The sequence below is a fragment of the Pseudomonas sp. SIMBA_067 genome, from assembly GCF_046534675.1.
GTDB classification, from domain to species: Bacteria; Pseudomonadota; Gammaproteobacteria; order Pseudomonadales; family Pseudomonadaceae; genus Aquipseudomonas; species Aquipseudomonas putida.
This window is the reverse complement of sequence record NZ_JAWRYH010000001.1, coordinates 472,382-486,174: the sequence shown is the minus strand read 5'-3', so window position 1 is coordinate 486,174 and position 13,793 is coordinate 472,382. Positions and strand designations below refer to the sequence as shown.

Annotated in this window: 10 protein-coding genes and 1 pseudogene; 5 read left to right on the top strand and 6 right to left on the bottom strand. The window is 59.6% G+C overall.

Annotated elements, in window-relative coordinates; translation table 11 throughout:
* Positions 1-11 precede the first annotated feature (11 nt).
* The 4 genes from tssC to SB765_RS02270 form a co-directional block, all read right to left on the bottom strand.
* Positions 12-1,514, bottom strand: coding sequence for a type VI secretion system contractile sheath large subunit (gene tssC / locus SB765_RS02285; RefSeq protein ID WP_341798783.1), 1,503 nt, complete (start codon positions 1,512-1,514; stop codon positions 12-14).
* A gap of 14 nt (positions 1,515-1,528) precedes the next feature.
* Positions 1,529-2,068 (bottom strand): type VI secretion system contractile sheath small subunit, encoded by a 540-nt coding sequence (tssB, locus tag SB765_RS02280; RefSeq protein WP_012272397.1) that lies wholly within the window; start codon positions 2,066-2,068, stop codon positions 1,529-1,531.
* A 64-nt stretch (positions 2,069-2,132) separates the two neighbouring features.
* A complete protein-coding gene (locus SB765_RS02275) occupies positions 2,133-2,882 on the bottom strand; it encodes a hypothetical protein (RefSeq protein WP_341798784.1) in 750 nt (249 codons plus the stop codon).
* 520 nt (positions 2,883-3,402) lie between these two features.
* Positions 3,403-3,954: a hypothetical protein gene (locus SB765_RS02270; protein ID WP_410910403.1), complete on the bottom strand. Its 552-nt coding sequence runs from the start codon at positions 3,952-3,954 to the stop codon at positions 3,403-3,405.
* Between the two features lie 121 nt (positions 3,955-4,075).
* Here SB765_RS02270 and SB765_RS02265 point away from each other — a divergent pair.
* A pseudogene (locus SB765_RS02265) lies at positions 4,076-4,483 on the top strand (ADP-ribosylglycohydrolase family protein); the annotation flags it as partial.
* Positions 4,484-4,769: 286 nt separating this feature from the next.
* On the opposite strand, the gene SB765_RS02260 reads toward SB765_RS02265, so the two are convergent.
* Together SB765_RS02260 and SB765_RS02255 are read right to left on the bottom strand one after the other, a co-directional pair.
* Entirely contained in the window at positions 4,770-5,279 is a 510-nt protein-coding gene (locus tag SB765_RS02260; protein ID WP_410910420.1) for a hypothetical protein, read from the bottom strand.
* Positions 5,280-5,329: 50 nt separating this feature from the next.
* Positions 5,330-6,355 (bottom strand): hypothetical protein, encoded by a 1,026-nt coding sequence (locus SB765_RS02255; RefSeq protein ID WP_028613921.1) that lies wholly within the window; start codon positions 6,353-6,355, stop codon positions 5,330-5,332.
* A gap of 267 nt (positions 6,356-6,622) precedes the next feature.
* On the opposite strand from SB765_RS02255, the gene tssI reads away from it, so the two are divergent.
* From tssI to SB765_RS02235, 4 genes are read left to right on the top strand one after another with little or no spacing between them, the layout of a single operon-like run.
* Positions 6,623-8,476: a type VI secretion system tip protein TssI/VgrG gene (gene tssI / locus SB765_RS02250; protein ID WP_028613922.1), complete on the top strand. Its 1,854-nt coding sequence runs from the start codon at positions 6,623-6,625 to the stop codon at positions 8,474-8,476.
* Positions 8,477-8,486: 10 nt separating this feature from the next.
* Positions 8,487-9,071 carry a DcrB-related protein gene (locus SB765_RS02245; protein ID WP_341798789.1) on the top strand — a complete coding sequence of 195 codons (585 nt, stop codon included), beginning with the start codon at positions 8,487-8,489 and terminating at the stop codon, positions 9,069-9,071.
* Positions 9,072-9,104: 33 nt separating this feature from the next.
* Positions 9,105-9,569, top strand: coding sequence for a DUF1795 domain-containing protein (locus SB765_RS02240; RefSeq protein ID WP_341798790.1), 465 nt, complete (start codon positions 9,105-9,107; stop codon positions 9,567-9,569).
* 6 nt (positions 9,570-9,575) lie between these two features.
* Positions 9,576-13,793, top strand: coding sequence for an RHS repeat-associated core domain-containing protein (locus SB765_RS02235; protein WP_410910404.1), 4,218 nt, complete (start codon positions 9,576-9,578; stop codon positions 13,791-13,793).

Here is a 13,793-nt window from a genome sequence, read left to right as displayed (position 1 = left end):
ACACCGGCTTGTCAGCCGCGCGCCCCTTGAGGCAGTTCGGCGACCAGGCGCAGCGAGGCGGTCAGTTCGTCGAGCTGGTAGTGCGGGCGCAGGTAGGTTACAGCCTTGTACACGCCTGGCTTGCCTGGTACCTCGAACACCTCGGCGCGGGCTTCGCGCAGCGGGAACTTGGCCTTGGCCTCCTGGCTGGCGGTGTCGTCCAGCAGCACGTAGCTGGCCAGCCACTGGTTGAGGAAACGCTCCACGTCCATGCGCGAGGCGAAGCTGCCGATTTTGTCGCGCATGATTGCCTTCATGTAATGGGCGATGCGCGACGTGGCGAAGATGTACTGCAGCTGGGCCGACAGGCGTGCGTTGGCGTTGGCGATGTCGGTGTTGTATTGCTTTTGCTTCTGCGCCGACTGGGTGCCAAAGAACGCGGCGTAGTCGGTGCCCTTGCAGTGCACCAGGGGAATGAAGCCCAGGTCCGACAGCTCTTTTTCGCGGCGGTCGGTGATGGCGATCTCGGTCGGGCACTTGAGGGCGATTTCGCCGTCGTCGGTCTTGAAGGTATGGGTTGGCAAGCCTTCGACCAGGCCGCCACCTTCTACGCCGCGGATGGCCACGCACCAGCCGTAGCGGGCGAAGGCATCGGTGACGCGGGTGCCGAGGGCATAGGCGGCGTTCATCCACAGGTACTTGTTGTGGTCGCGGCCGTCGACGCTTTCGACGAAGTTGAATTCTTCCACCGGCGTGGTATCAGGGCCATATGGCAGGCGGCCGAGCACGTGGGGCAGGGTGAGGCCGACGTAGCGTGAGTCTTCCGAGGCGCGGAACGACTTCCACTTGGCGTATTCGACGGTGTCGAAGAGATTTGCCAGGTCACGCGGGGCGGACATCTCGGTGAACGAGTCCCAGCCAAACAGCTCGGGGGAGGCGGCGGAGATGAACGGTGCATGCGCCGACGCTGCCACGTGCGAGATCTCTTCCAGCAGGTACATGTCTTCGGGGTTGCGGTTGAACTCGTAGTCACCGATCAGCATACCGAACGGCGCGCCACCGAAAGTGCCGTATTCTTCTTCGTAGACCTTCTTGAACAGCGCGCTCTGGTCGAATTCGCTGGCGGCCTTCAGGTCGCGTACCAGGTCCTTCTTCGAGGCGTTGAGCAGGTGGATCTTCAGCGTGGTGCTGGTTTCGGTCTGGTCTACCTGGTATTTCAGGCCGCGCCAGGAGGCTTCCAGCTGCTGGAACTCGCGGGCGTGCATGATCTCGTTCATCTGCTCGGAGAGCATCGAATCGATCTCGGCGATACGCGAGTCGAGCACGGCGATCAGGTCCTTGCTCGGCGTCATCTCACCTTCGAGCACCTGGTTCACCAATTCGCCAATCAGGTCGCGGGTGCGGTTGCGCTCGGTGTCGGAACGGGCTACGCGGCTTTGCGAAATGATGCTGTCCAGCAGTGAGGGCTGTGGCGCGAAGTTTTCTACTTCGACCAGTTCGCCGGCCTGTTGCGGTGCGGTTTGCTTGTCGGTCATGTTCGGGCTCCTGCTCAGGCGCGATCGCTGCTGGATGGGTCTTTCACTTCGGCTTCACGGCCGAATTCCTTGCCCAGGGTCTTGAGTTTTTCGGTGTTCTGCAGCACGTCCATCAGCAGCTCTTCGAGCTTGTCGTTGCCGCCCATCTTGTTGCGCAGGTCGGCCAGTTTGTTGCGCACTTCAAGCAGCTTGCGCAGCGGCTCGACCTGCTTGACCACGTTCTGTGGCTCGAAGTCTTCAAGGCTGTTGAAGTTCAGCTCCACGCCCAGCTGGGTGCCGTTCTTGGCCAGGGTGTTGTCGACCCGGTAGGTCAGGCGTGGCTTGATGCCCTTGAGCACACCGTTGAAGTTGTCCCGGTCGATGAAGACGAACTTGCGGTCCTTGAGCTTGGGCAGCGGCTCCAGCGGGTTGCCGGAAAAGTCGCCCAGTACGCCGACGACGAAGGGCAGCTCCTTTTTCTCGATGGCATCGCCGATGTCCACGTCGTAGGTGATATGGACCCGCGGCGCGCGGACGCGGTCGAGTTTGTGCTGGGTGCTTTCCTTCTTCGCCATCGTGTTCTCCAGTGCTAGCAGTTCGCTGCGAATCATTGCGCGGCCCGGTGTGGGGCCCTGCGGGTTACAGTCCTTCGATCGTCAGCAGCAGGCGCTGACGGATGTCGTCGTTCATTTCCAGAATGTTGTCGCGGCCCACCAGTTCTTCGAAGCTGGTGTTGCCGGCAATTTGCGTGCTGCTACGGATGACCGAATCGTCGGGAAGTTCCGAGCGCACCGGTGAGCTGATGACGCAGAACGGCAGGTCGCCAAAGCCTTTGAGGCGTTCGAAGCTCAGCCCGTAGCGCAGGCCTTCGAACAGCCGGCCCAGGCCAGGCGACTTGCTCAGGCAGTAGAACAGCACGAGGTAGTGCACCACGAAGCGGTACAGCTCGGCGCTGCTGCGGTTGTGGTCTTTGATGACATTGCGAAACCGCGCCAGGTCGAAGGCGTGGAAGCCCACTACCCAGCGGGTTGGGCTGGTGATACGGATGGTCTGGCCGCTCTGTTCGAGGACCTTGTCGTATTCCAGCGGGAACAGTTCGGGGGTGGTGCTGATCAGGTTCAGCGGTACTTCCAGCTCGGTGACCAGCTGGAACGGCGCGGCCGAGCCGATACGCTCGTAGAGTTCGACCAGGGCCTGGAAGTGGCCCTGGGTTTCGCGCCCGCTGCTGCGCTGGGCGCCTTGCAGGTATTCGCCAAACAGGGTTTGCGGACGGATCAGCGGTGCCACGGTGGCAAGGTAATCCGCCGCCTGCGCCTTCAGCGCATCGGAGATCGCCCGCGTCTGGCTGCGCAGCTTGATCAGTGCTTCGACATCGAATGATTGTGTCATCGGTACATCGCGTCCATGTGCCTGCTTGATCGTCCTGAACGCCAGTGGCGTCGACCTGAAATTGAGCCATCGGCTGCGGCAAATCTGAGTGCTGGCACATGAATATTGTGTTGCCAGCAATGCCGAGTAGGGCACCTCGCTGGGGAAGAAGTTCCGGCGAGGGTGGCGATTTTTTCCCTGTTTTACGACGCTGCGCAATAATGGCGCTGTGATATTGACAGTGGTCTTGGTCGCAGGAATTGGGGGTTAAGCCCTAAAGACTGGGTGCGAAAGGGGCTGGGAAGAGATGAAAATCATTGGCAAAAGTTTTTTTCAAAAAGTGAATCAGTTCTCATTTTGTGCGCTGGCCGCCTGCGCGTTGCGGGGTTGGGGAAGCGCGTCAGGATGATGGCCCTGCGACGAGTTTCGTCGCATCCAGCGGGGTAACTGTTTGTGCAAAAGCGATAGCTAGCGCGATGCTAGTAGGTGCGGGTAGGTGCGGGATTGCCCGCGAACACCGGCGCAGCCGGTTGCATCCAACTCAGCGACCATCGACCTGTACGCAAACGTCTCTGCCATTGATTGCCTTACATGGCCAATTGTCGTTGATGTAATGATCCGGCTTGAAGCACACGCGTTCATCGTTAACCCAGAACATCTGCCAACCGGAGCCCGAGATCCTGAGCTTCGGGCACGACCAGTAGCCCTTTGCCGAAAGCGTTGCTGTGGTCAGCGTAATCGTTGTCGGTGCGACGATAACCATCAGCACAACCGTCAGTTGCAGCGAGCGTAGCTGGAACCCATGCAGCCAAGAGGTTTTCAGTGGGTCAAACTTTCGACCGGTCCATGCGGCGATCAGGCTACCAACGATCAGGCAAGGCCCTAGGGGAATGAATGCAATCATGAAGAAAGCTTTGAGCGGGGTTTCCACGACCGGCGCATTACGGTAGATCCGGCCGTAGAGGGGTACAATATCCGTCCATAAGGCGTACACCGCCAGTGCTCCCATGGCGAGCATGGACAGCATCAGACCGATGGCCGTAAGTCGGAAAAGAACAGGGGACCTTACGTAGAGTTCGGGATGGTCTTTCATGTGTGCCTGAGCATTCCCTGGCTGCCGCGGATCAAACCAGCATGGCTGGACAACAGATCCTGGACGTTATCACAGGACCAGGCACTGGACCGCGCCAAGGCCACGCTGCTTGGCCTGGCCGGCGCTCAACGGTGCAGACAAGGAAGAGGCCCTGGCCCCAGCGGTGCGTTCGTTGCGGCCTCGCCCGATGATCATCAATGCGGGCGAGTACAAGCAAAAGCGCCGCGAACAGATCCGCTACTCCGGCTACGTCATTGATACCTTGGAAGCAGCACTGTGGGCCGTATGGAACACCGACAACTTCAAGGACGCGATCCTCCTGGCCGCCAACCTTGCCGATGATGCCGACAGTGTCGCTGCAACGGCAGGGCAGATTGCGGGGGCGCTCTACGGGGTATCGGGCATGCCGTCGGAGTGGGTGGCCAAGGTGGCCTGGTCGCAGCATATTCGTAGGTTGGCGAGCCGGCTGTTCGAGCTGTCGCCGCTGAGCGATGAGCTCGATGACCTTCTCTACGGCAGGCACGGATAGGGTTCAGTGATCGTCAGCGCGAGCGCTTTGTCTACATACTTGAGTGGTGTAGTAGGTTTCATGTTAATTACCTGACCTTGGTGGCTAAGGTCTCGGTTTTGTAAAGCTTCCCGATGGGGTTGATCCCTAAGTGTGTGTTTGTCCATTTAATGCCTGAGTGTGCGCAGACCGGAGGGGCGCCGCTGTACATCCCCGTCGCCCCGTCTCCAGGTCACTGCGGCTTATCAACTGCTACCTTTTCGGTTTTTCCGCCGTACTCGCTTTGAGCCTGGCCAAGGTAGGCAACTTACCGCCCATCGACCTGGACGCAAACGTCCTTGCCGTCGATAACCTTGCACGGCCAGTTGTCGTTGATGTAGTGATCCGGCTTGAAGCACACCCGGTCATCGTTGACCCAGAACAACTGCCAGGCAGAACCTGATATCAACAGTTTCGGGCAGGGCGAATAGCCTCTGGCCAGCAACGCCACGGTTGTCAGTATCATCACTGCTGGAACGACATAAATCAGTGTCTTCAGTGACAACCCGAACATCTGAGTCTGGAAACGGTGTAGCCGTGAGGCAGGAGGAGGGTCGAACTTTTTACCCGTCCAGGCGCAAATCGCGCTGCCAACCAGCAGAATGGCCAGTGCCGGCGGAGCCATGAGCAGGCCAAATGCGAGATACGGCGTCTCGACCACTGGGGCCCCGCGCAGTAGCCTGCCGTAGAGCGGGAACAGGTAGTTGAGGTACGCATAAACGGAAATGGCGCCCACCAGCAGCATTGCGGCAATCATGCCAACAGCCAGCAACCTGATCTTGAGAGGCGATAGCCCGGGGGATATCTGCGAAGAGTGTGTAGTCATTTTCAGAACTTGGGCAGGTTGAACGTGGGCAGCGATGGCAATGAAGGCATCGATGGCAGGCGGGGTGCGCTTGGCCAGTTTGGCAGGTCGATCCCGTCGGGGCGCACTTTGCGGATTATCCACGACTTGGCTTCATCGTAAAGCTCGTCGGCAATTCTGCCTGCGATGTTGGTAGCCGTTTCTTCAGCATAGCGACGCAGGTCGGCTGGCTTGATCTCGGTGATGGTTTTGTGGATTGCCTCGATATGATCCACGGCATAGCGCAGGCCGGCCTTCACTGCGTTCTTGATGCCGAAGTGGTTGTCCAGTGCATTAAGCCCAAGGCCCACTGCAAAAACGACGAGCGCACCGGCGATGACCGGTGCTGCGGCTGCCGTGAACAGTGCGCCAGCAGCCAGCGCTGCGGCGTAGCCGAGCGCCGAAGCGATGCCAGCCTTGATCAACTCCACCCCAATGCCGCCAAACAGGTCGCTCATGATGTGCTCGTCGCCAAACACCCACTCTGCGACTTCGATGGCTACCGCCACATAGCACGAGAGCTTGAAACCCTTGATGGAGGAGCCGCGCACGCCGTATTTGCCGATGCCCATGCTGACCAACTTGGCGTTCTGAACACCATAGCGTGTTGCATTGAGCGTTTTGCGCAGGCCTGGGTAGCCGGTGAGAATCACGTACTGCTTACCATTGCGCACGGTGTAGCGTACTTTCGTGCCCATCCCGTTCATGTCACGAATGAAACCGACGATGTTTTTCGCGTCCCAGGCCGCCATGGCCGTAGGCACGCCCCAAGTAGTGTTGACGAAGGTGTGGGGCAGGCCATTGTAGGTGGATTTCACGCCGTTCCAGGTACCGGTCAGAAGGTCACCCTGCGTGCGAGTACACACTTGCGGAGGCTGCGTGGCGCCATGTGCCTGCTGGGCTAACTGGGCCTGTGCGTGGAAGTCTTCTATCGACATGATCACCATTTCCCGGTGATTCTGGTCCATCTCCCGGTCCAGTTGGCTGAGTTGGCTTTCGCTCACGCTCATGGCGATTCTCCCTGATAGTCGCGATCTACTGCCTCATGGCTAGGCGTAGGGAGCCTACACTCCAGACCTCCAGCAGATCAAACGGGAGGACATATTTCGATGTAATTAATCAAGAAAGTGTCGACTGATACACCGGCCCATGATGCACCAGTTGCACGCGGCTTTTGTCCTCGATGTGAGGTGTTCTGGCTTATCGCCATCATTTGACAGCCTCAGCCAAGCGCGTTTTCATTGTGAGATTTCCAGCTTGATGCAGGATGCATTGATATGATTACGGATGCCCTCGAGTCGATGCTCACCCAGCATCAACGCCTGTTCACCTTCGATTCTCCACTGCCTCCCGAGCAAGAACTGCAACTCCTAAGCTTCAGCGGCCGCGAGGCGATTTCGGAGTTGTTCAGTTTCCAGGCACACCTCATTTCGCAAGACGCTCGCATCGAACTTAAGAAGCTTATCGGCAAGAAAGTCACGTTGGGGATTGCCTTGGCCGACGGCACCACTAGGTACATCAGTGCGCACGTGTCGGACTTCGTGCACACCGGTGCTGATGGCGGCATTGCCAACTACACCGCTGAACTGGTGCCTTGGATCTGGATTCTCAGCCGTCGCCGCGACTCGCGCATCTTCCAGGACAAGACCACCGAGCAGATCGTCAAGGAAGTTTTCGATTACTACCTGTCCCTGGCCGAGCATGAGTTCCGCCTGAGCCAGCCGCTCAAGCCAATCAGCTACTGCACGCAGTATCAGGAATCGGACCTGAATTTCGTGTTGCGCCTGCTCGAGCAGGAAGGGCTGTTCTTCACCTTCGAGCACTCCCAGGAAGGCCATCGCATGATCATCAGCGATGACAGCAGCATGCTTCCGCAGCTGGAGCGCCAGCCGCTGATCCGCTACCACAGTGCTTCGGTCACCGAAACCGCCGACTCGATCACGGCGTGGTCTTCGGCGCGACGGATGCAGCCAACCCGCCTGACCCTCAAGTCCTTCGACTACAAGCAACCCGGTAACCCGCATCTGGTGCAGCTGAACTCGGTCAATCAGCAGGGCGAGGTTGGCCAGTACGAGGTCTTTGAATATGAAGGCCTCTACGGCTATGCCGATTCCGATGAAGGCATGCGCAAGGCACGTCGTCGGCTGGAGGCGATGGAGGTCGACGGCAAGACCTTCCATGGCGAGAGTAATTGCCGCGCCATGGAACCTGGCCATTACTTCGAGCTGAGCCAGCATTACGATCACGACAACGACGCCCCGGACGATCGCCAGTTTCTGCTGCTTTCCGTCACCCATTGGGGACAGAACAACTACGCCAACGATGGCGAAGCGGGCTACCGCAACAGCTTTAGCTGCATCCGCCGTAAAATCCCGTTCCGCCCCGCATTGCGCACCCCAAGGGCGGGTATCAGCGGCCCGCAGACTGCCATTGTGGTCGGTCCACACGGCGAAGAGATCTACACCGATGAGCTGGGGCGGGTGAAGTTACAGTTCCACTGGGATCGTAACGGTGAATTCAATGATCAGAGCTCCTGCTGGGTACGCGTCACCCAGTCTGGCGCCAGCGGCGGCTTCGGCAGCATCCAGATCCCACGCATAGGCGACGAAGTGGTTGTGGTGTTCCTTGACGGCAACCCGGACCGGCCGCTGATCATGGGCAGCCTGTACAACAGCACCAACACCCCGCCATGGTCGCTGCCGGCGAACAAGACCCAGAGTGGGTTCCTGACGCGTTCGATGAAGGGCGACGGCGGTACCGCCAACTTCTTCCGCTTCGAAGACAAGGCCGGCGCCGAGCAGATCATCATGCATGCCGAGCGCAACATGGATACCGAGATCGAGCTGGATGAGACCCATGATGTAGGGAACAACCGCTCGATTACGGTTGGCGGTACGCACACCGAAACGGTCAAGAAAGACACCGTGGTGCAAGTGACCGAAGGTTCTTACACCCTGCAGGTCGACAACCAGTTCATCCAGGTGGCCGCCAAGCAGCACATCATCCTGCAGGTGGGCGACAGCAGCATCACGCTGACCCCGGAAGGCATCGAGATCAAAGGCAAGGTCATCGTGACCACCAGTACCGATACTACCCAAATCACTGGCGCCGCAGTGCGGATCAACGACTGAGGCAAGGTACATGTACAAGCCCTCGATCTACGACCGCATCTCCGCCAGGCGCGAAGCGCAAGAGGAGGCAGCGCGCCTGGCCAAGCTGGCAGAAGCTGCTCATGTGCCCGAACCTGTGCCCACACCGGAACCCTTGCCGGCAGTGCTGCAGGATGTGGCCAGCGGTTTCACCTTTGCGGGTTTCAACCTGCAATTTCCAGTCGGCTTTCGTTTCCGCGATATCCAGACCACCCTCGAGCATGAAGGCGAGCCAGTCAGCCTCAGCATCCGCCGCCGTGATGTACGCGCCAGGCAGCCGCTGGAGCAACTCTTCGAGCGTGCAATCGAGGCCTTGCGCGAAATGAGCCCGCAACTGCGCGTGATTCGCAAACGTGACTGCCACCTGGCCGGTAACCCCGCCAAAGTGGTGGATTTTCACTTCAATGCCGGCCACGAGCCCCGCCATGGTCGCTTGGTCGGCGCGCTGGTGCCCATCGCCGGCAGCGAGTCACTGCAATGGCTGGATATCTCATGCGTAATCGACCCCAGCAAGCCGGGCCTGAGCCAGTGGCTGGCCGAGTTTGACCGCATGCTCGATGGCTTCGCGCTGAGCTGACCCCCATTTTTTGTTATCAGGAATTTTCATCGCATGGATTACGAGTTGCAGGAAGGCGGCATAGCGCTGCCAGCAGGGTTCGAGGACCGCACGGTCAACATGTTCGTCTTGGGTGCCAGTGTTCCCGCGCCGTTGAGCATCACCATCTCGCGTGACACCTTGCTGCCAGACGAAGCACTGCAGGCCTATGTCGATCGCCAGGTCAAGATGCTGACCTCCAAGCTGCGTGGCTACACCCGTTTGGGCAACAAGGCCGTCGCGCTTTCTGCTACCGCACCCATTGCCGGTATTCAGATCGACGCCTATTACATGAACCAAGGCCGCCCGCTTTACCAGCGCCAGGCGGCCTTCATCATCAGCCCTGGCCGTGCGCTGATCTTCTCCACCACGGCACAGGCAGATTTCAGTGCCCAACAGAACCAGGACTGGGACAACCTGCTGGCGAGCTTCATTCCGCGCACGCCCGTAAGCCGTTCCGAGCCCGGCGAACAGGAGTAACCCCTCATGTTCGAAGCGGCCAGGTTCGGCGACGAGATATCGCACACCAGCGCGTTGGGGGGCTTCCTGATTGGCGCCGCCCTGGGTATCGCACTGGTTGCCACGGTGGCCATCGCCACGTTCACCTGCGGGTTCGGCGTGGCGTTGCTGGCCGGCCTCGCAGCTGGTATTGGAGGCAGCTTGCTGACCGCTGCCGGAGAGGCGATAGGCAGTATGTTCTCGTCCCCTTCAGGGACGATAACCACTGCCTCACCCAACGTCTTCATCAACAGCCGCAAGGCTGCGCGTGTTGAAAAAAGCATTGGCGCCTGCGACAAACACCCGGGGCCGGTGCAAATTGCCGAAGGCTCGACCAATGTATTCATCAACAGCGTGGCCGCTGCGCGCAAGGGCGACAAGCTGACCTGCGGCGCGACCATTTCCGGTGGTTCGGACAACGTCATCATCGGCGGCGGCACCCACCGCTACCTGCCCGTGGACGATGAAGTCCCGGAGTGGCTGCGCACCACCGTGGATGTGCTGATGGCCATCGCCGGTGCCGCAGGCGGTATTGCCCAGCTGATCAAGGCCGGTACCCAAGCCGGCATGAAAGCCATCATGCCTTGCGCGCTGAAGTTCACTGCCGGCTTCGTCGCCGGTGAAGTGGCCAGCCGCTACGTGGTCGAACCCGTGGCCCGCAAGGCGATCGGCGGCCTGGTCGGCAACCCGGTCGACCTCACCACGGGCCGCAAGCTGATCCCCGATGAAATCGACTTCAGCCTGCCGGGCTTGATGCCGATCGAGTGGTCGCGCTTCTACGCCAGCGACCTGTCGGTCGACAGCGTACTCGGCCGCGGCTGGGTGCTGCCCTGGGAGCAGAGCCTGCGCCGCGAGGGTGCATTCATCTACCTCACCGACAACCAAGGCCGCGAAGTCCCGTTCGTGACCCTGCAACCGGGCGAACGGATCTACAACCCGCATGAGCAGGTGTACCTGGTGTGCACCGAGGGTGGCCACTACATCCTGCAGACCCTCGACAACCTGTTCTTCTACTTCGGCGAAGTGCCCGACACCAATACCGAAGTGCCGCTGCAACGCATCGAGAACGCCCTCGGCCACTTCCTGCACTTCACCCGCACGCCCGACGGCACGCTGACCGACATCAGCGCCACCGGCGGCACCCGCGTGCACCTGCACTACGACAACCCGCTGGGTCGCCTGACCGACATCAAGCGCGTGGTCAACAATGAGGCGGTGGAAACGCTCACCCAGTACCGCTACGACGAACACGGCCAACTGAGCGCGGTGATCAACCGCAACGGCGACACCGTGCGCAGCTTCAGTTACGCCGACGGCCTGATGGTGACCCACAGCAACGCCCTGGGCCTGGGCTGCCACTACCGTTGGCAAACCCTGGGCGACAAGCCGCGCGTGGTCGAACACTGGACCAGTGACGGCGAGCATTACCACTTCCGCTACGACCTCGACAGCCGCACCAGCTGGGCCACCGACGTGCTCGGCCGTGAGCTGCAAGTGCAGTACAACGCCGACCACCGCGTGGTCGCCAGCCGCGACTACGGTGGCGAACGTTACGCCATCGAGCTGGACGAGCACGGCAACATGGTCGGCCTGGGCCTGCCAGACGGTAACCGGCTCGCCTTCAAGTACGATGAATACGCCCGCCTGCTGGAAGAAACCGATCCACTGGGGCGCAAGATCCAGTACGAGTACCACCACCTGACCTCGCTGGTGACCAAAGTCAGCTACCCGGATGGCAGCACCTGGCAGGCGCGCTACGACGACAAGGGCAACCTGCTCGCCGAAATCGATGCCCTCGGCCAGATGACCGAGTACCTGAACAGCGATGACGGCCTGCCGCACACCATCATCGATGCGACCTACAAGTCCAAGTACCTGTGGTGGAACACCCTGGCCCAGGTCGAGCGTTATCAGGACTGCTCGGGCAAGAGCACGTACTACCGCTATGACGAACGCCAGCACCTGGTCGCGGTAACGGACGCGCTGAACCAGACCACCACGCTGGAACGCAAGCCCGACGGCGAAGTGCAGCGCATCAGCCACCCGGACGGCACCACCGAAACCTTTACCTACAACGTCTACGGCCAGGTGCTCAGCCACACCGACGGCAAGGGCCAGACCACCCGCCTGATGCGCACCGCCCGCGGTCTGCCGGGCAGCCGCCAGGATGCCAAGGGCCAGCGGGTTCGCTACGAGTACGACAAGGCCATTCGCCTGACCGCACTGGTCAACGAAAACAACGCCACGTACAGCTTTGCCTACGACGTGTCGGACCGGCTTAGCGAAGAAGTACGGGTGGATAACCTGACCCGGCGTTTCAGCTACAACGTCGGTGGCCATCTCACGCGACTGGAGGAGATTGGCTATGGCGAGAATGCCGAACGGCCAGAGCGTCATACGCTGTTCGAGCGTGATGCCATTGGTCGCCTGATCGCCAAACTGAATAGCGACGCACAACAGCGATTCACCTATGACGACGGTGACCGGTTGCTGAGCATCGCGCGGCAACCGACCGGGATCGGCAAGCAGCTTGGGATCACGGAAGAAAAGCTTGAGTACGCCTACGATCTGCTCGGTCGGCTGACCAAAGAAATCAGCCCTGACGGCACGCTCGGCTACGAGTACGACCCGCTCAGCAACCTGACCACGCTTACCCTGCCGGATGGGCGCAAGGTCAATCACCTGTATTACGGCAGCGGCCACCTGCACCAGTTGAACCTGGACGGGCTGGTGATCAGTGACATGGAGCGCGATGACCTGCACCGCGAGGTGTACCGCACGCAGGGCAAGCTCACCAGTTGCTTCGGTTATGACGCCATGGGGCGCAAGGCGTGGCAGTTTGCGTCAACCTTGTCGGCTGACAAGCTCTCGCAAGTGCATAACACCGGCGTGAATACCTCGTTGCTGGTGGAGCACGCCTACAACCCGATCCACCGGCGTTACCAGTACGACCCAGCCGGTGAACTGGTGCGCACCCTCGACAAGCTGCGTGGCGAGATCAAGTACGAATATGAAGCCAACGGCCAGTTGCGCAGTCGCGATACCGGCTCGCTGATCGGCAGCGAGGAGTTCCGCTACGACGCGGCGGCGAACCGTCTGGACTTCAATGCGCGGCAATTCGACAAGGTCAAGGACAACCGGATCAAACAGTGGCGGGACCAGGAGTACCGCTACGATCCGTGGGGCAACCTGATCGAGAAGCGCTCGGGGCACAGCAAGCTGCAGAGCTTTAGCTATGACTGCGAGAACCGGCTGGTGCGGGCGGAGACGTTGGTCAATGGCAAGCTGGAAAGCCGAGGCGAGTACCGGTACGACAGCCTTGGGCGGCGGGTGGCCAAGCGGGCTGAGATCAACGGTGAGGTCGAACAGAAGCGCTTCCTCTGGCAGGGGCTGAGGATGCTGCGTGAGGAGACGCCTGGGCAGAGCATCTTGTACCTGTACGAGCCGGGTAGCTATGCGCCGTTAGCGCGGGTCGATCAGGTGGAAGGGGAGGAGCAGAAGGTTTACTACTTCCATACGGATCAGATTGGGACGCCGTTGGAGCTGACGGACAGCGAGGGCAAGATTGTTTGGCAGGCGACGTATCGCTCGTGGGGGGCGGTAGAGCAACTGCTTGTTAGTAAGGTTGAGCAGAATCTACGCTTCCAAGGGCAATACTTTGATCGCGAAACAGGGCTGCATTATAGTCTATTCAGATATTATGATCCTGAGACAGGGCGATTTATTACGCAGGATCCGATAAGCCTTCAAGGCGGGTATAATCTTTATGAGTATGCACCAAATGCGTTGACCTGGATTGATCCATTAGGCTTGTGCAAAAGCGCCGCAAGTGGTGAGAAGGGACGATCAAAGGCGATGCACGACTTAGAGCGTAACGGCTTTAAGATCGTTGCCGAAGAAGTTACCATGAAGGTTAATGGAAGTAGGGTTAGAGCGGATTTCGTTGCTAGAGATGCTCAGGGGAATTTGCATGTGTTCGAAGTAAAGCATGGCGCAGGTTCGCTTACTAAAAACCAAAAAGCCGCAGGTGTATTTGACATGAACAATCCTGCAAATACTACGCAACACCTTGGGGGTGGGACTATTAAGCCATCCAACGGTACTGCGGCTAAGCTGAAAGTTGATACTAAAAGTGCGCGCGGCAAATTGCTTGGTGGTAAAGGAGCCGTGCATGATGCGATATTTAACGTCCTTAAATATGGGTGA